Annotated in this window: 14 protein-coding genes; 5 read left to right on the top strand and 9 right to left on the bottom strand. The window is 74.6% G+C overall.

Features of this window, described 5'->3' with window-relative positions; translation table 11 throughout:
- Positions 1-53: 53 nt before the first annotated feature.
- The 3 genes from AB0G35_RS07695 to AB0G35_RS07685 all read right to left on the bottom strand — a co-directional run bounded on the left by AB0G35_RS07695 (position 54) and on the right by AB0G35_RS07685 (position 2,336).
- On the bottom strand, positions 54-236 hold the full coding sequence (locus tag AB0G35_RS07695) for a Trm112 family protein (protein WP_360945296.1): 183 nt from the start codon (positions 234-236) through the stop codon (positions 54-56).
- A gap of 119 nt (positions 237-355) precedes the next feature.
- Positions 356-1,714: a phosphomannomutase/phosphoglucomutase gene (locus AB0G35_RS07690; RefSeq protein ID WP_360945293.1), complete on the bottom strand. Its 1,359-nt coding sequence runs from the start codon at positions 1,712-1,714 to the stop codon at positions 356-358.
- Between the two features lie 181 nt (positions 1,715-1,895).
- Positions 1,896-2,336, bottom strand: a complete 441-nt coding sequence (locus AB0G35_RS07685) for a DUF3499 domain-containing protein (RefSeq protein WP_360945290.1) — start codon at positions 2,334-2,336, stop codon at positions 1,896-1,898.
- A 259-nt stretch (positions 2,337-2,595) separates the two neighbouring features.
- Here AB0G35_RS07685 and AB0G35_RS07680 point away from each other — a divergent pair, with 259 nt between their 5' ends.
- On the top strand, positions 2,596-3,051 hold the full coding sequence (locus AB0G35_RS07680; RefSeq protein ID WP_360945287.1) for a metallopeptidase family protein: 456 nt from the start codon (positions 2,596-2,598) through the stop codon (positions 3,049-3,051).
- 24 nt (positions 3,052-3,075) lie between these two features.
- On the opposite strand, the gene AB0G35_RS07675 is transcribed toward AB0G35_RS07680, so the two are convergent.
- The 3 genes from AB0G35_RS07675 to AB0G35_RS07665 all read right to left on the bottom strand — a co-directional run bounded on the left by AB0G35_RS07675 (position 3,076) and on the right by AB0G35_RS07665 (position 8,977).
- The gene (locus AB0G35_RS07675) at positions 3,076-4,638 is read right to left on the bottom strand and encodes a DUF5719 family protein (protein ID WP_360945284.1); all 1,563 of its coding nucleotides are present in this window, start codon (positions 4,636-4,638) and stop codon (positions 3,076-3,078) included.
- The gene (locus AB0G35_RS07670; protein WP_360945281.1) at positions 4,635-8,396 is read right to left on the bottom strand and encodes a glycosyltransferase; all 3,762 of its coding nucleotides are present in this window, start codon (positions 8,394-8,396) and stop codon (positions 4,635-4,637) included. Before AB0G35_RS07670 ends, AB0G35_RS07675 begins: the two co-directional genes overlap by 4 nt.
- Positions 8,397-8,713: 317 nt before the next feature.
- Complete coding sequence (locus AB0G35_RS07665; protein WP_003983763.1) at positions 8,714-8,977, bottom strand: WhiB family transcriptional regulator; 264 nt, start codon at positions 8,975-8,977, stop codon at positions 8,714-8,716.
- Positions 8,978-9,679: 702 nt separating this feature from the next.
- On the opposite strand from AB0G35_RS07665, the gene AB0G35_RS07660 reads away from it, so the two are divergent.
- The 3 genes from AB0G35_RS07660 to AB0G35_RS07650 are packed head-to-tail and all read left to right on the top strand — an operon-like array spanning position 9,680 to position 12,511.
- The gene (locus AB0G35_RS07660) at positions 9,680-10,177 is read left to right on the top strand and encodes a cysteine dioxygenase family protein (RefSeq protein WP_360945278.1); all 498 of its coding nucleotides are present in this window, start codon (positions 9,680-9,682) and stop codon (positions 10,175-10,177) included.
- A gap of 58 nt (positions 10,178-10,235) precedes the next feature.
- Entirely contained in the window at positions 10,236-11,192 is a 957-nt protein-coding gene (gene cofD / locus AB0G35_RS07655) for a 2-phospho-L-lactate transferase (RefSeq protein ID WP_360945275.1), read from the top strand.
- Positions 11,189-12,511: a coenzyme F420-0:L-glutamate ligase gene (locus tag AB0G35_RS07650; protein ID WP_360945272.1), complete on the top strand. Its 1,323-nt coding sequence runs from the start codon at positions 11,189-11,191 to the stop codon at positions 12,509-12,511. Before cofD ends, AB0G35_RS07650 begins: the two co-directional genes overlap by 4 nt.
- Positions 12,512-12,817: 306 nt before the next feature.
- On the opposite strand, the gene AB0G35_RS07645 is transcribed toward AB0G35_RS07650, so the two are convergent.
- The 3 genes from AB0G35_RS07645 to AB0G35_RS07635 all read right to left on the bottom strand — a co-directional run bounded on the left by AB0G35_RS07645 (position 12,818) and on the right by AB0G35_RS07635 (position 16,631).
- Positions 12,818-13,723, bottom strand: a complete 906-nt coding sequence (locus AB0G35_RS07645; protein ID WP_360945269.1) for a DNA-3-methyladenine glycosylase 2 family protein — start codon at positions 13,721-13,723, stop codon at positions 12,818-12,820.
- 220 nt (positions 13,724-13,943) lie between these two features.
- The gene (locus AB0G35_RS07640; protein ID WP_360945266.1) at positions 13,944-15,026 is read right to left on the bottom strand and encodes an NDP-sugar synthase; all 1,083 of its coding nucleotides are present in this window, start codon (positions 15,024-15,026) and stop codon (positions 13,944-13,946) included.
- A gap of 261 nt (positions 15,027-15,287) precedes the next feature.
- Positions 15,288-16,631, bottom strand: coding sequence for an N-acetylmuramoyl-L-alanine amidase (locus AB0G35_RS07635; protein WP_360945354.1), 1,344 nt, complete (start codon positions 16,629-16,631; stop codon positions 15,288-15,290).
- Between the two features lie 129 nt (positions 16,632-16,760).
- On the opposite strand from AB0G35_RS07635, the gene AB0G35_RS07630 reads away from it, so the two are divergent.
- On the top strand, positions 16,761-17,525 hold the full coding sequence (locus AB0G35_RS07630) for a TIGR03089 family protein (protein ID WP_360945263.1): 765 nt from the start codon (positions 16,761-16,763) through the stop codon (positions 17,523-17,525).
- Positions 17,526-17,571 lie beyond the last annotated feature (46 nt).

The following is a 17,571-nucleotide window of genomic DNA, read 5'->3' as shown; positions in this document are numbered from 1 at the left end:
TGCGGGCGGGTTGTGCCGGGCGGTGCCGGGCCCGCTGGCCCGGCGGGCCCGGGTCAGGCGGGGCGGCGTGCTTCGTCGACGAGGAGTACGGGGATGCCGTCCCGGACGGGGTACGCGAGGCCGCAGTCGCCGGAGGTGCAGATCAGCTCGGCCGGTTCGGTGGCGGTCCGGTCCTCCAGGGGGGCGTGGCACGCCGGGCAGGCGAGGATCTGGATCAAGCTGGCTTCGACCGGCATGGGCGCTGCTCCTTCGGGTGGTTGCGGCGTGGCCAGCGTACCGCCGGTGGGGCGGGGCCGGCCTGCGCGGCGGGGTGTGGCGGGACGGGCGGGGCGGGTGCCCCGCCCGTGCGAGGAGGTCAGCCGCGGATGATCGCCAGGGCCTCGTCGCGGACCCGGGCGACGGTGTCGGCGTCGCGGGCCTCGGCGTTCAGGCGCAGCAGCGGCTCGGTGTTGGAGGGCCGGACGTTGAACCACCAGTCGTCGGCGGTGACGGTCAGGCCGTCCAGTTCGTCGAGGGTGATGCCCTCGCGGTCCTGGTAGGCGGCCTTGAGCGCGGCGATCCGGCCGGTCTGGTCGTCGACGGTGCTGTTGATCTCGCCGGAGGCGGCGTAGCGGTCGTACTGGTCGACCAGCTGCGACAGCGGGCCGTCCTGGCCGCCGAGGGCGGCGAGGACGTGCAGGGCGGCGAGCATGCCGGTGTCGGCGTTCCAGAAGTCGCGGAAGTAGTAGTGCGCGGAGTGCTCGCCGCCGAAGATGGCGCCGGTTTTGGCCATCTCCTCCTTGATGAACGAGTGCCCGACGCGGGTGCGGACCGGGGCGCCGCCGTTCTCCTTGACGACCTCGGGGACGGACCAGGAGGTGATGCAGTTGTGGATCACGGTGGCGCCGGGGTGCTTGGCGAGCTCGCGGGCGGCGACCAGGGCGGTGATCGCGGACGGTGAGACCGGGGCGCCGGTCTGGTCGACGACGAAGCAGCGGTCGGCGTCGCCGTCGAAGGCGAGGCCGAGGTCGGCGCCGGTCTCGCGGACCCGGGCCTGGAGGTCGACGATGTTCTTCGGGTCGAGCGGGTTGGCCTCGTGGTTCGGGAAGGAGCCGTCCAACTCGAAGTACATGGCGTCGAGTTCGATGGGAAGTCCGGCGAAGACGGTGGGGACGGTGTGGCCGCCCATGCCGTTGCCGGCGTCCACGACGACCTTCAGGGGACGGATCGAGGTGAGGTCGACGAGGCGGCGCAGGTGGGCCGCGTAGTCGGCGAGCACATCGCGTTCGCCGATGGTGCCGGGGGTGGCGGCGGGCTCGGGGGCGCCCTGGTCGGACCAGCGCTCCACCAGGGCGCGGATGTCGGCGAGGCCGGTGTCCTGGCCGACGGGGGCGGCGCCGGCGCGGCACATCTTGATGCCGTTGTACTGCGCCGGGTTGTGCGAGGCGGTGAACATGGCGCCGGGCAGGCCGAGGGAGCCGCTGGCGAAGTACAGCTCGTCGGTGGAGCACAGGCCGATCAGGGTGACGTCGGCGCCGCGGGCCGCGGCACCGCGCGCGAAGGCCGCGGCCAGGCCCGGCGAGGAGGGCCGCATGTCGTGCCCGATCACGATCGCGTCCGCGCCGGTGACCTCGACGAAGGCCGCGCCGAACAGCTCGGAGAGCGGTTCGTCCCACTGGGTGGGGACGACACCGCGTACGTCGTACGCCTTGACGATCTGCGACAGGTCGGTCACGAGCCGGTCCTCCTGGGGTGTGTTCGGGACATCCCAACCTACCGTTGTCCGCTTTGCGGTGCCGCTCACGTACCTCGCTTTCACGCCGCGGTTGTTGCTCGCCGCGGGGGAGCGACGGCGGGCAACCCCAGCGGCGGGACGGCCGGGTACGCGGGAGGTACCGCCGAGTGCAGCAAAACGGTCAGGAATCCGGGGACCGCAGGACCCGTAGGTGCCCCCGGCGGGCCACTTCCATGGGGGCGCGGTCGCCGGAGGGGGCGTCCGCGCCCGCGGCGCGCTCGCGTTCCTGGGGGCGGGCGGCCTCGCGGACCGCGTTCGCCAGGGCTTCGAGGTCGTCGCCGCTGGGGCGGGCCGGGCCGGAGTCGATGGCGAGGCGGACGACCTCCCAGCCGCGGGGTGCGGTCAGCCGCTCGGAGTGCTCGGCGCACAGGTCGTAGCAGTGCGGTTCGGCGTAGGTGGCGAGCGGTCCGAGCACGGCGGTCGAGTCCGCATAGACGTACGTCAGCGTTGCGACGGCGGGGCGGCCGCACGCAGTGCGCGAACAGCGACGTACAGGGCTCACGACGTTGGACGGTACCGCACTCTTGAGCGGGCCGCGACGACTCTCCCCCGGCTCACCCAACCGTGTCGTCCCGCTTCGTCCGATGCGTCTGACCTGCACCCGCTCGGCCCGTCCTGGGGCGGGTGGGGCGGGGCGGTCGGTGCGTGGGAGGGAATACCCTCACGAGTTGATACATTTCCGGCCATTCGGCGGGAGTTCCGCGATCTGATGTGGGGAGGGAAACGAAACCGATACGGACCGGTCCGGTCAGCCTGCGACATGCCGCATCTTGTGGCGGTCTGCGGTTTCCGGCGGTCCGTGACGGCTACGCTCGATGCTGATGGACAGGCCCGTACCTCCCCGACCGGCGGAGCCGCGGCTCCGCCGCCGCGACCGTCACGGCCGCGGCATGCGCGGCCCGATCGCGCCGCCCCAGGTGCCGCTGTCGGTGACCCGCGCGGATGCCTTCGTGGATCTCGTCTACGACTCGCGGGACCGGCTGGAGCGGCGCTGGCCGCAGCTGGCCCAGGTCGACTTCCTGGTGGTCGAGGTGCCCGGGTTCGGGCCGGACGAGGGGGATGCGGGGGCGGACGAGGGGAGCGTGCCGCTGGGGCGGGTGCTGCCGGCGGCGGGCGGACATCGCGACCGGATCGTGATCTACCGGCGGCCGGTGGAGATCCGCACGAAGAGCCGGGACGAGCGGGCGCTGCTGGTGCACGAGGTGGTCGTCGAGCAGGTCGCGGATCTGCTGGGGCTGGCCCCGGAGTCGGTGGACCCGCGCTACGGGCAGGAGTGAGGCCCGTAGCGCGGGCGGGGTGGTTCAGTCGGTGAGCAGGGAGAGGTCCTGGCCGGCGGTGGGGACCGCTACGGAGCCGCGGTCGTCGGGCAGGGGCTGGACGGTGAAGGCGGGGATGCCGCCCTGGGGGCGGGCGAGCATCCGGGCGGCGTAGACGGGGCCGCTGCCGGGCTCGGGTTCCGCGGTGAGGGCGTAGCTGCCCTTGAGGCCCTGGGGGCGGGGCGGGGTGATGTCGAGGGTGGTGCCGCCCTTGACCGTGTAGGTCCTGGTGACCGGGGTGCCGCCGTCGCTGCCCGCGGAGGCGGTGATCTTCACCTTGGCGTCCTTGCCCTTCTCGGGGGCGACCAGGGACAGGGTGCTGCCCTTGGCCCCGTTGTCGGCGGCGGTGGCGCGCTTCTCCACCGGGCGGGTGGCGGGGATGAACGCCATCTCCTGGTTGCCGCCCTTGCCGCGGGTGACCCGCAGTGCGGCCGAGACGGGGGCCTTGGCGCCGGGGTCGGTGGGGGTGAGCACCAGGGAGCCGGCCTCGCCCTTGGTGACGTCCTTGAGGTCCACCGCGGTGGTCATGCCGCTCTTGAGGTGCAGCGTCTCCAGGCCGGCCGGGGTGATCAGGCCGGTGGGGGTGGCGAGTTGGACCTTCAGGTCCGCGTCGGCGTCGCCGGGGGCGAGGGCGACCAGCCGGACGGAGGTGGCGTCCTTGGGGATGCCGGGGAGGACCACGCTCGGGGCGGGGTCGGCGGCGGGCGGCAGCCAGTCGCTGCCGAGCTTGCCGTCGGTGGCCTGGACGGCGGCGCCGACCCGGCCCTCGCGGGCGAGGACGTGCAGGGTGGCGTTGGTGGCGGGCCGGGTGGTGAGGGTGGAGAGCAGGACGGGGACGGTGGTGTGCGGGGGGACGGTGATGTCCTCGCCGGCCGAGCCGCCCAACGCGCCGTCCTTGCCGTGCAGTTCGAGGTCGACGACGGCGGGGGTGGTGTCGGGGTTGGTGAGGTGGACGTAGTCCTGGCGGTCGGTGGCGGTGCTGACGCCGGGGAACCAGAACGTGGTGTCGGGGGTGGTGCAGGTCAGCCCGAGCAGGCCGCGGCCGGCTCCGGCGGCGACGGTGGTGGTCTGCTGGACGGTCCAGCCGGGGGCGAGGGTGCCGTCGGCAGCGCCCACGAGGGCGGGGGCGTCGGCGCGGTCGGTGGTCGCGGTGACCGGCTTGCCGGCCTGCCGGAGCGGGACGACGGGGTGGGTGTCGGCGGGCGGGACGGTGGTCCGGCCGGTGTCCGGGGTCTTGTCCTTGCCGCCCTTCTTCTTGCCGGCGCCGGCGCCGGCGTCCTTGACGGTCCCGGCGGGCAGCAGTTTCGCGGTGCCCTGCTTGGTGTCGGCGCCGGCCGCTGCGCCCTGGGGCACGAAGGCGGTGTAGGTGGTCTCGCCGACGTCGGAGGAGGTCGGCGGGGGGCAGAGCAGCGCGGAGCGCTGGACGGGGAGCCGGGTGGCGCCGCCGGGGGTCTGCGGTGCGCTGCCGGGGGCCGCGACGGCGGCGATGCCGGTGACGGCGGCCAGCGCGGCGGTCGCGCCGATCAGGGACGTCATGGTGCGCTTCACTGCTGGTCGCTCCCGTCACGGCGCGGCTCGGGGTAGGAGCCGGCGGGCCCGGAGTACCCCGGGTAGGTGGTGCCGTCGTCGTAGGGCTGTTGCTGGGGCTGCGGGGTGCCGTCCGGGTACGGCTGCTGGGCGTAGCCGTACGGGTCGTAGGCGCCGGCCTGGTAGGGGTCGCCGGGGTAGGTGCCGGTGGGCTGGTAGGGGTCCGCCTGCGGGTACCGGCCGTCGTACTGCGTGCCCTGGTACGGGTCGTAGGGCTGCTGCTCCCCCACGGGCTGGCCGGAGGTGGCCGGCCAGTCCTCGTAGGCGGGCTGCTGCGGTACGGCGGCGTACGGGTCGGCGGTCGCGGCGGGTTCCTGGGGGGCCGTCGGGTCGGCGGCCGGGGCGGGGGGCTCCTCGCCGGTGCGGGCGGACGGGATGTCGGGGCCGGCCGTTTCGGGGGTGCCGGCGGCCTCGGCCTGGGCGCGCAGCCGGCGGGCCCGGCGGCCGTCGCCGGTGGCCGCGGCGGCCTGTGCGGCGGCGGTGTCCTCGGGGAGGTCGTCGTCGATCTCGCGGCGGCGGCCGGGCAGGGCGAGGACGACCAGGACGACGGCGAGCAGGCCCTGGGCCCACAGCCAGAGGGTGTGGCCCAGCGGGTCGTCGTGGGTGAGGTCGAGCCGGCCGCCGTTGGAGGGCAGCGTGAAGCCCTGGGCCCAGCCGTCGACGGTGACGGGCTTGAGGGGGGTGCCGTCGAGGGTGGCCTGCCAGCCCTCGTCGGCGGCGTCGGCGAGGCGCAGCACCCGGCCGGCGGGTCCGGCGGGGATCTTGGTGTGGGCCTCGACGGGCCCGGCGGCCACGGCGGTGGGCGCGGCGGCCTCGCCGGCGGTGGTGCCGTCCTGGGCCTGCGGCGGAACGATCGAGACCCGGGAGACCCGGCGGTCGACGCGCCACAGGGCGCTGCCGTCCTCCTGGCTGAGCCGGGTCAGGCCCGGGGTGGCGTCGAGGACGCGGCCCATTTCGCGCGGGGCGCCGTTCTTGACCAGGACGTAGCGGACCGCGTAGCCGCCGAGCTGGTTGGTCTGGTCGGCGCCGGAGCCGGCGACGAGGTTGGCGACGATGCTGCCGAAGCGCTTGTCCTCGCCGGCCTCGGCGGCCAGGTCGGCGTCGCCGAGGCGGGCGCCGGAGCCGCGGACGAGGGTGTAGGAGACATGGCCGCGGGTGCCGTCGAGGACGAGGGTGCGGGGCCGGTCGGCGCTGCCGGACTCCTCGGCGACGAACGCCGGGACCTGTTCGGGGCTGCGCCGTTCCAGCGGGCCGTCCGCGCCGGTGATCATCCAGCTGACCGCGGCGTAGAGCGGGGCGAGCACGGACGCCAGCGCGATCAGTACGGCGACCGGCTGCTTCCAGCCGAAGCCGAGGCTGGCCATGCGGGTGCGGATGCCCTCGGCGCCGAGGGCGGCGGCGCACAGCAGGGCCAGGCCGTAGACGAGGACGGCGGGGCCGGTCCAGCCGGAGCCGTTGCCGAGCGCGGCGAAGAGCAGGCCGGTGACGGCGACGGCCCAGGCGGTGCGGATGGCGAGCTGGCGGGCGTCGCGCAGGGTGGCGGCGAGCGCGGCGAGGACGATGCCGAGGAGCAGGAACCCGCCGGTGGCCTTGGGGCCGCCGGGGCTGAGCCCGATGAGGTCGAGGACGGAGGCGGAGCCGGTGCCGTAGGCGAGGCCGGCCTCCTGGAAGAAGCGGGACGGGTGGGTCAGCAGGGACAGCGACCAGGGGGCGAGGACGACGAGCGGGGCGAGGACCACCGCCAGGAAGCGCAGCCCGTAGGCGACGATCAGGTCCCGGCTGCCGTCCATGAGGCGCAGCACCAGCAGGCCGATGCCGAGCAGGACGGCCATCGGCCAGACCACGGGGGTGAAGGCCGTGGTGAAGGTGATCAGCAGGGCGTAGGCCCAGGTGGCGCGCCAGCTGGGGCGGGTGCCGACGGGCAGCCGCAGGCCGCTCGCGGCGATCGCGGCGCGCGCCATGAGGGGCAGCAGGATCGCGAGGACGGCGGTGCCGAGCCGGCCGCCGGCCAGTGCGCCGGCGGCGGCGGGCAGGAAGGCGTAGGCGATGCTGCCCCAGGCCCGCAGCAGCCGGGAGGTGACCAGCGGGCGGGAGGCGAAGTAGGCGGTGAGGCCGGCCAGCGGGACGGAGCAGACCAGCAGCAGGGTCAGCGTGAAGCCGGTGGAGCCGAGGAAGACGCTGGAGACCAGGGCGACGACGGCCAGGTAGGGCGGTGCGGCGGCGCCGGCGCCGGTGCCGACCGCGTGCCAGCTGTCGAGGTACGCCGACCACAGGTCGGCCACGCTGCCGGGGGCGGGCAGCAGGGCGCCGCCGGTGAGGGCGCCGGAGCCGAGCAGTCCGCGGCAGGCGACCAGTGAGACGACCAGCAGGACGAGGAAGAGGACGGGGGCCGGTTTGCGGGCGATCCGCTTGAGCCGGGCGAACTGCTCGATCTCCAGGAAGTCGGCGTCGTCGCCGCCGGGCCCGGATTCGACGGCGCCGTGCCGGCCGGCCGAGGCCACGTCGGGGGCGGCGCGGCCGGCGAGGTTGCCGGCGATCTGCTCGACGGTGGCGCGGACGGTCGCGCCGGGCGGCGGGAAGAGCGGCCGCAGCTCGCCGGCGTCGACCGCGGGGCGGCCTCTGCGTTTGCGGGCGGCGAGGATCTTGCCGGGCCGCAGCAGGGTGCCGAAGAGGCCGGCGAGTTCGTCGAGGGCCTGGCCGGGGACCTTGCCGACGAGGTAGGCGAGGACCCGCAGGAGGGTGCCGAGCAGCAGCCGCAGCAGGACGTACGGGAGGAGGGCGCCGCGGGTGTTGGTGAGCAGGGTGTAGACGGCGCCGGCCTTGTCGACGCGGTGCGGGTTGGCGACGCTCCGGCCGACGCAGTCGATGGGGCGGCGTTCGCGGGCGGCGGCCTCGGCGTGCCGGAGGACGGCGTCCGGGGCGACGAGGACCTGGTGGCCGGCGGCCTGGGCGCGCCAGCACAGGTCGACGTCGTCGCGCATCAGGGGCAGCCGGCGGTCGAAGCCGCCCAACTCCTCGTAGACGTCGCGGCGGATGAGCATGCCGGCGGTGGAGACGGACAGCACCGGGCGCACCTGGTCGTGCTGGCCCTGGTCCTGTTCGCGGCGGTCCAGGCCGGTCCAACGGCGGCCGCTGCGGGCGATGGTGACGCCGGCTTCGAGCAGTTGCCGGCGGTCGTACCAGCTGCGCAGCTTGGGGCCGACGATGACGGCGGAGGGGCTGGCGTCGGCGACCCGCAGCAGTTCGGCGAGGGCGTCGGGCTCGGGCGCGCAGTCGTCGTGCAGCAGCCAGAGCCACTGGACGGGTTCGCCGTGCGGCAGTTCCGGCATGTCGTAGGCCTCGTCGCGCCAGGTGCGGCTGACCGGGTCCCAGCCGCTGGGGCGGCGCAGGTACGGCAGGTCGTCCGGGCCGAGGACGGGGGCGGCGCGGACCGCCTCGTCGACGGCGGTGCCGAAGCCGGAGCGGCGGGCGAGGTGCAGGACGCGTTCGTCGCCGAGGGATTCGGTGAGCAGCTGGGCGGAGTGGTCCGCGCTGCCGGTGTCGGCGCCGATGGCGTTCTGCACCGGGCGTTCCTGGCCGAGCAGGCCGGTGAGCGCGTCGGGCAGCCAGCGGGCGCCGTCGTGGGAGACGATCACGGCGGTGACGACGTGCCGCGGGAACTCTGGCGTGGCGGCTGCATATGAGGCGGCCTGCGCCGCCGACTGGCTGTGCACGGACATCGAGGTACGGGCCCTCCGGACCCGGGAGTTCGAAGGCCCGTGGCGAAGTCGCTTAAGGGCCCCGCCCCCGGAAGACACTGCGACGGACTACGAGGCGACGCGCGCGCCCCGGTGGGCGGCGGCGCATCTCGGACGGGGCCCCACACTAATGGTTCGTGCCGGTGCCCCGACCGGGCCCGTACACAGCAGTCCGCCTCCGGCGCCCGGTGCGCTGGAGGCGGAGTGTTCGCTATAGGGGGATATGGGGAGTTGGGGCGGTGCGGCGGCGGGGTCCGTGAGGCCGCGCGCGGTGGGCAGAGTTGGCTGACTCGTCACGGTCAGACGGCGGCCTTCTTGAGCCGGCGCCGCTCGCGCTCCGACAGACCGCCCCAGATACCGAAGCGCTCGTCGTTGGCGAGGGCGTATTCGAGGCATTCGGAGCGGACTTCACAGGCGAGACAGACCTTTTTCGCCTCGCGGGTGGAGCCACCCTTCTCCGGGAAGAAGGACTCGGGGTCGGTCTGGGCGCACAGCGCGCGCTCCTGCCAGCCGAGCTCCTCGTCCGCCTCCTCGACCAGCAATTCCTGGAACAGCTCGGTCATGTGCGCCCCTCGTCTGTCTTTACGTCCCCGTGATCAAGCCGTGATCGATTTCGGCTGAACGACACGAGTGAAATTACAAGTGTGGTGATCCGGGCCAGTCAAGCCGAGATCTGCTATTGAGCCTCTTATTCACTCGGCGGAACCAAGCGGATGCGGAAAGTGTTCAAATCAGTAAAAACCAGGACACTTCCCCGGGCGTACCTCCCGGCACGTCCGTGTCATTGCCTGAAGACGTGATCAGGCGGCATTCGCGTTGCACCCCGCGCGCCGAAGCGGGGAAGATCACAGACGGATCACGGGACCGCAACGGCGTTTGGAGCAGCGATTGCCGGTCGATGTCTCCGCGTCCAGGACTGCACAAACCTTTCTCCGGCCGGAGTAACCGGATGCGGTGAAAGATTCGCGGCAAACCAGTCATCAGGTTGACATTGCGCCGGGAACCCGGTCTCCTTGACCCCATGCCAGTGACTGCCGCGCCCCGACTGACCCGTGCCTACGGGTCGCTCTGCGCTGCGCAGGCTCGCTGTCGCTGTTCCAGCTGTTGATGCCACTGAGCTCCGGCTTTCCGCTCGCACCACCCCGCAGCGCCCCGCATTTCCCGCCCGCGCCGCGCACCCCACAGGGACCGCCCGCGCCGGCCACCCCCTCCCCCGGCTACGGCCGGGAGGCCCCCCAGCTCTTCCGCCGAGGAATCCGAAACCGATGAACAGCGACGTCCAGATCGCCGGCGACCCGCTCGCCGTCCCCCACCTCCTGCCGCCCGTTCCCGCCCACCCCGACACCGTCGCCGGATTCGTCGGGCTCGCCCGCACCGTCGCCGCGGACCGCGCCGCCTGGGCCCCGCTCGTCCGGTACGACGCCACCACCCGCTGGTACCACCGGCTGCGCACCGGCCCCGGCTACGAGGTGTGGCTGCTGAGCTGGCTCCCCGGCCAGGGCAGCGGGCGGCACGACCACGGGCGGTCCTCCGGCGTACTGACCGTCCTGGAAGGCGAGTTGACCGAACACGGGCCCTCCGGACCGCGCGCCCTCACCGCCGGCACCCAGAAGGTCTTCGCCCCCGGCTACGTCCACGAGGTCGTCAACGACTCCCTGACCCCCGCGGTCAGCCTGCACGTCTACTTCCCCGGTCTGACCGAAATGCCCATGCACGACGCGGCCCACTGCTCCACGACGGCCCGGGAGACCATCGCGTCCTGAGCCCGTCGCCCGACCACCGCCCCTCATCGAGTCAGCCTTCGGCTGACACACTGTTTCCATGCGAATCGTGGTTCTGGCCGGCGGTATCGGCGGCGCCCGCTTTCTGCGGGGACTGAAGGCAGCGGCTCCGGGCGCGGACATCACCGTCATCGGCAACACCGGTGACGACATCCACCTGTTCGGCCTGAAGGTGTGTCCCGATCTCGACACCGTGATGTACACCCTCGGCGGCGGCATCAACGAGGAGCAGGGCTGGGGCCGCGCCGACGAGACCTTCCGGGTGAAGGAGGAGCTGGCCGCCTACGGCGTCGGCCCCGAGTGGTTCGGCCTCGGCGACCGGGACTTCGCCACGCACATCGTGCGGACCCAGATGCTGGCCGCCGGCTACCCGCTCAGCGCCGTCACCGAAGCGCTGTGTGCGCGCTGGCAGCCCGGTGTGCGGCTGCTGCCGATGTCCGACGACCGGGTCGAGACCCACGTCGCCATCGAGGAGGACGGCGAGCAGCGGGCCGTGCACTTCCAGGAGTACTGGGTGCGGCTGCGCGCCTCGGTGGACGCCAGGGCCGTCGTCCCCGTCGGCGCCGAACAGGCCAAGCCCGCGCCCGGCGTCCTGGAGGCCCTCGGGGCCGCCGACGTCATCCTCTTCCCGCCGTCCAACCCCGTCGTCAGCGTCGGCACCATCCTCGCCGTGCCCGGGATCCGCGAGGCGATCGCGGACGCCGGGGTGCCGGTGATCGGGCTCTCGCCGATCGTCGGGGACGCGCCGGTGCGCGGCATGGCGGACAAGGTGCTGGCGGCGGTCGGCGTGGAGTCCACCGCCGCGGCGGTCGCCCGGCACTACGGTTCGGGGCTGCTGGACGGCTGGCTGGTCGACTCCGTCGACGCCGGCGCGGTGGCCGAGGTCGAGGCGGCCGGGATCCGCTGCCGGGCCGTACCGCTGATGATGACCGACCTGGACGCCACGGCCGCGATGGCCCGCGAGGCACTGACGCTGGCCGAGGAGGTCCGGGGGTGACCGGCACCGATGTGCCGGCGTACCGGGTCTGGGCGGTGCCGGGGATCGGCGAGGTGCGGCCCGGCGACGACCTGGTGAAGCTGATCGCGGCCGCGGTGACCGCGGACGGCGTGCCGCAACTCGCCGACGGCGACGTGCTGTTGGTGACGTCGAAGATCGTCAGCAAGGCCGAGGGGCGGATCGTCGAGGCCACCGACCGGGAGGCGGCCATCGACCGGGAGACGGTGCGGCTGGTCGCCCGCCGCGGCCCGCTGCGGATCGTCGAGAACCGGCAGGGCCTGGTGATGGCCGCGGCCGGCGTCGACGCCTCCAACACCCCGGCCGGCACCGTGCTGTTGCTGCCGGAGGACCCGGACCGCTCGGCGCGCGCCCTGCGGGCCGGGCTGCGCACCGCACTCGGCGTGGACGTCGGCGTCGTCATCAGCGACACCTTCGGCCGCCCCTGGCGCAGCGGTCTGACCGATGTCGCCATCGGGGCGGCCGGGGTGCGGGTGCTGGACGATCTGCGCGGCGGCACGGACGCGTACGGCAATCCGCTCAGCGCGACCGTGGTGGCCACCGCGGACGAACTCGCCGCGGCCGGCGACCTGGTGAAGGGCAAGGCGGCCGGGCTGCCGGTCGCCGTGGTGCGCGGGCTGGGGCACGTCGTCGAGGAGACCGGCGACGGGGCGCGGGCGATGGTGCGCGGCGCCGCGGACGACATGTTCCGGCTGGGCACCTCCGAGGCCGTACGGGAGGCGGTGACGCTGCGGCGGACGGTGCGGGCCTTCACGGACGACCCGGTCGACCCGGGGGCGGTGCGGCGCGCGGTGGCCGCGGCGGTCACCGCACCGGCACCGCACCACACCACGCCCTGGCGGTTCGTGCTGCTGGAGTCCGGCGAGGTACAAGAGCGGCTGCTGGACGCGATGCGGGACGCCTGGATCGCGGACCTGCGGGGCGACGGCAAGTCGGAGGAGTCCATCGCCAAGCGGGTGCGGCGCGGCGACGTGCTGCGCAACGCGCCGTATCTGGCGGTGCCGTGCATGGTGCTGGACGGTGCGCACACCTATCCGGACGCGCGGCGCAACGCGGCGGAGCGGGAGATGTTCGTCGTCGCCCACGGGGCGGGGATCCAGAACTTCCTGGTGGCGCTGGCCGGCGAACGGCTGGGGTCCGCCTGGATCTCCTCGACGATGTTCTGCCGGGACGTCGTACGGGAGGTCCTGGACCTGCCCGCCGACTGGGAGCCGATGGGGGCGGTGGCCATCGGTCGTCCGGCCGAGGCACCGCGCCCGCGACCGGCCCGGACCGCGGACGACTTCGTCATCGTGCGCTGAGGCGGGGGCGCGTTCCGGGGCGCTTTCCGGCGCGCGTTCCGGGGGCGTTTGCGGGGCCGCTTAGCGAGGGCGTTTTGCGGGGCCGCTTTGCGGGGGGCGTTTCCCGGGTGCGAGCTGCGGGTGCGTGCTGGGTGCGAGCTGCGGGTGCGTGCTGGGTGCGAGCTGCGGGTGCGTGCTGGGTGCGAGCTGCGGGTGCGTGCTGGGTGCGTGGCTGCGGGTGCGTGGCTGCGGGTGCGTGGCTGCGGGTGCGATCTCGTCGTCGTGCGCGGGGTCGGGGGGCGCTCCTCGGCCCTGGTCCCGCCGGTCTCAGAGGCGGGCGATGTCGCCGACCGGGAACCGGGGCGCGCGGCGCGGCGGGGTGATCCCGGAGAGCAGGATCAGCCGGGCGGCGCGGTGCCGCTGCCCGGCGTACGGCGCGAGGAGTTCGAGCATCTCCTCGTCGGTCGTGCCGCGGCGGCCGGTGAGGGCGTAGCCAACGATCTTCGGGAGGTGGAGGTCGCCGACCGTGATGGCGTCCGGGGCGCCGAGGGCGCGCTGGAGCGTCTCGGCGGCGGTCCACGGACCGATGCCGGGTATCGCCGTCAGCCGCCGGGTGGCGTCGGCCAGGTCCATCCGCGCGGCCTCCTCCATCCGGCGGGCCACCTTCACGGCGCGCAGGATCGCGGAGGAGCGCTTGGCGTCCACGCCGGCGCGGTGCCACTCCCAGGAGGGGATCAGTGCCCAGCCGCGCGGATCGGGCATCACCCGCAGCCGCTCCCAGGGGCCGGGCGCGGGCTCGCCGTGCCGCTGGAGCAGCAGGCGCCAGGCGCGGTACGCCTCGTCGCTGGTGACCTTCTGCTCCAGGATCGAGGGGATCAGCGATTCCAGGACCAGGCCGGTGCGGGCGAGCCGGACGCCGGGGTGGCGGCGGCGGGCCTCATGGACGATGCGGTGCCGGGCGGTCAGCTGCGCCGGGTCGTCGTCCTCCCCCAGCAGCCGGGGCAGCCGGTCCAGCAGCCATGCGGCGCCGGGCCCCCAGGCCTCGGCCGTCACCTCGCCGTCGGCCGGGCGGGCCGCGACGCGCAGGGTGCCGGGGCCCTGGGGCGTACGGCAGGCGCGCCAGATCTCGCCGCCGCGCACCGCGAACGCCGGGTCGCCCGGGCCGCGCTGCAGCACCCCCAGGGTGCGGTGCAGGTCGTACGGGCCGGGCGGGACCCAGGTGCGGACGGGCATGCGGCCAGATTAGGCGATGGGGGTGACAGCGGGGCGGGGCGAGGGGGAGGCGGAGGGGGCTGAGGGGGCGGGCCACGGGGGCGGGGACCCTGGGCCCTTACCGGGACCCTGGGCCCTCACCGGGACCCTGGGCCCTTACGGGGACGTCGAACAGATCCCGTAGGGGATGCGAGCGCCCCCTGCGGGGCCACAACCGGCCGGGCGAGGAGGGTATTCCCCGCTACTGGTCCGAGGAGAACCGCACCGATCCGGCCGGGATGTCCGCGTCGCACCAGATGCGGATGCCGTCGCGGAGTTCGTTGTCGGCGCCGATGCGGGCGCCGTCGCCGATGACCGCGCCGTCGAGCACCGTACGGGCGCCGATGCGGGCGCCCGCGCCGATCAGGGAGTCACGGATCACGGCGCCGGGTTCGACGACCGCGCCCTCCAGGACCGCGCTGCCGTCGATCTGGGCGCCGGCGCCGATGACGGTGCGCGGGCCGACGACCGTACCGCCGGTGAGCTTGGCGTCCGGGGCGACCTCGGCCGTCTCCAGGACGAGGCGGTCGCCGCGGCGGCCGGGCACCGCCGGGGACGGCGCGCGCCCCAGGACCAGGTCGGCGGAGCCGCGGACGAAGGCCTGCGGGGTGCCGAGGTCCAGCCAGTACGTGGAGTCGACCATGCCCTGGAGGTGGGCGCCGCCGGCGAGCAGCCCGGGGAAGGTCTCGCGTTCGACGGAGACCGGGCGGCCGGCCGGGATGGTGTCGATGACCGACCGGTTGAAGACGTAGGCGCCGGCGTTGATCTGGTCGGTGACGATCTCCTCGGGCGTCTGCGGCTTCTCCAGGAAGGCGGTGACCCGTCCGGTGTCGTCGGTGGGGACGAGACCGAAGGCGCGCGGGTCGTCGACCCGGGTGAGATGGAGGGAGACGTCGGCGCCGGAGGTGCGGTGGGTGTCGACCAGGGCCTTGATGTCCAGGCCGGTGAGGATGTCGCCGTTGAAGATCAGGACCGGGTCGCCGGGGGCGGAGTGCAGCCGTTCGGCGACGTTGCGGATGGCGCCGCCGGTGCCCAGCGGCTCCCGCTCGGTGACGTACTCCAGGTGCAGTCCGAGGGCCGAACCGTCGCCGAAATATGGCTCGAAGACCTCGGCGAGGTAGGAGGTGGCCAGGACGATGTGCTCGACGCCGGCGGCCCGGGCGCGGGCCAGCTGGTGGGTGAGGAACGGAACACCGGCCGCCGGGACCATGGGCTTGGGGGTGTGCACCGTCAGCGGGCGCAGCCGGGTGCCCTTGCCGCCGACCAGGAGGATCGCTTCTGTCACCTGTCGTCTCTGCTTCCTGCTGGGGTCGGCCGGTCGGCGGACCAGTGTAGGCAGACGGGCTTCCGGCCGGCCCCCGCGGAGGGCGGGGGCCGGCCGGTGGCGGACGCCGTGGTCGCCGCGTCGTGGTCACCTGGTCGTTGTCGCTAAGACGTGTCTGCTGCAGGAACGGTTCAGTGGTGTCCGGGGCAACCCGGACGGGCGGCCCTCTCCCGTCACCCGGGCGGCGGTCCCCGGTGGTACCCGTCCGGCGGCGGTCGCCGTTCAGCGCCCCTGGAGTTGTGCGGCCGCGAGCCGGGTGGTGGCGAGTTTGTTGTAGAGGTGGTTGCCGGGGCAGTCGGTGGTGAAGCCGTCGCGGTGGCCGGAGATGACGTGCAGCGGGACCTTGGTTCCCTTGGGGTAGCGGTTGCCGCCGGTGGAGACCATCTGGGTGGTGGCGCGCGGGTCGGCGTGGGACAGGCCGAGCTTCCAGGCCGTCAGGTGGGCGACCGCGTCGAGGGCGGGCTTGGGCGGCTCGGTGTCGGTGTAGGTGCCGAGGACGGCGATGCCGGTGGAGGCGTTGTTGAAGCCGAGGGTGTGGGCGCCCATGACGGGTTTGGCGACGCCGCCGGCGCGGCCCTCGTAGACCGTTCCGCACTTGTCGATGAGGAAGTTGTAGCCGATGTCCCGCCAGTGGTTGCTCTTGACGTGGAAGCGGTACATGGCGCGGATCAGCGAAGGGGCCTGGGCGCAGGTGTAGTTGTTGCCGGAGCCGCTGTGGTGGACGAAGGCGGCGCGCACCGCGTGGGTGTAGAGGAACGACTTCTCGCGCAGTTTCTCGTTGGCGCCCCAGCCGGCCCGGGTGACGATGCGGGGGCGCGGTCCGACGTAGGTGGGGCCGGCGGGCCGGCCGCCGGCGGCGGCGATGTCGGCCTGGGAGGCGGCGCGGTCCAGGGCGGGGATCTCGGTGGCGCCGATCGGGGCGAGGGCGGCGTTGGCGGCGGAGGCCGCGGTGGCGTCGGGGCCGAGCGGGCGCGGCGGGCCGGCCCCAAGGCCGCGCCGGGCGGGCGGTGCGCTGCCGGGGTCGACGAGTTCGAGGCGCAGTCCGTGCGGGACGGCGACCGGGGCGCGGTGGCTGGTCTGCGGGGTGATGCGCAGTTGGACGGCGTCGGAGTCGCCGACCCACAGGGGCGCGGTGCTGCCGCGTACGTCGCTGTCGTGCCGTTCGGCGGCGTCGAGGTCGGGGGCGTCGTCGTTGTGGGTCTGGACGTCCTGCCAGCCGGACCAGGCGCCGGTGCGGGCGGCGCGGGTGCGGACCTGGACGCGGCCGTGGAGTGCGGCGCGGGCGTCCTCCCATACGACGCCGAGCAGGGAGAACGGCCGTACGGCGCGGGCCGGCAGGCCGAGTGTGCGGGGGGCCGGTACGGCGGCGGTGTCACGGTCGGTGGGGCGGGGCGCGCCGGGGCCGAGGGGCGCAACCGGCAGGGACTGGGTGCTGCCCGGGAGGTCGGCGGTGCGCGCCGCGGCGGGGCCGGGTGGCCGGCCGGCGGCACCGGCGTCCGGCGCGAAGGGCAGGGCGAGGGCGGCGGTGCACGCCGCGCCGAGACAGCTCGCGAGGAAGGGGCGCATGGACAGCATCGTGAACACGGGCGGAGGCAACACGCCAACGGTGACCTGACGGGGCATCGGCCGATCCGGTGGCGCCGGCCGGCCGGGCCCGACCCACCGTCAGCGGCCGCCGCGCGTACCCTGGCCGCGATGAACGCCATCGACCGTACCCCCGCCGACCTGCTGGGTTCCGCGCTCGCCGCGGACCCGGCCCGCCCGCTGGTGACCTTCTACGACGACGCCACCGGCGAGCGCGTGGAACTGTCCGTCGCGACCTTCGCCAATTGGGTGGCCAAGACCGCCAACTACCTGCAGGGCGATCTGGCCGCCGAGCCCGGTGACCGGCTCGCCCTGCTGCTGCCCGCCCACTGGCAGACCGCCGTCTGGCTGCTGGCCTGCTCGTCGGTGGGTGTGGTGGCGGAGGTCGGCGGGGACCCGGCCGCGGCCGATCTGGTGGTGGCCGGGCCGGACCGGCTGGCGGAGGCGCGGGCGTGTTCCGGGGAGCGGGTGGCGCTGGCGCTGCGTCCGCTGGGCGGGCGTTTCCCGCAGCCGCCGGAGGGGTTCGCGGACTACGCCGTGGAGGTGCCGGGGCAGGGTGACCGGTTCGTGCCGTTCGTCCCGGTGGACGCGGACGCGGTGGCGCTGGTGGTGGCCGGCGCGGAGCTGACCGGCGCGCAGGTCGTGGACCGGGCGCGGGCCGATGCGGCCGCGGCCGGGCTGCCCGCGGCGCCCCGGGTGCTGTCGGGGCTGGGGTACGACACCTGGGAGGGCCTGTCGTACGGGCTGTACGCGCCGCTGGCGGCCGGCGGCTCGGTGGTGCTCTGCCGGCACCTGGGCGGGCTGGACGCGGAGGCCGAGGCGGCCCGGGAGAGCAGCGAGAAGATCACGTTCCGGGCGCCGCGGGCGGCCGGGTAGGGCGTGTCGCGGGGGCGGGGCCGGGGCGGTCCCCGTACCGCTCCCC

It is taken from the genome of Streptomyces sp. NPDC021749, from assembly GCF_040640655.1.
Classification (GTDB): domain Bacteria; phylum Actinomycetota; class Actinomycetes; order Streptomycetales; family Streptomycetaceae; genus Streptomyces.
Note: the sequence above shows the minus strand (reverse complement) of the source record. Positions and strands in the feature narration are given on the sequence as shown.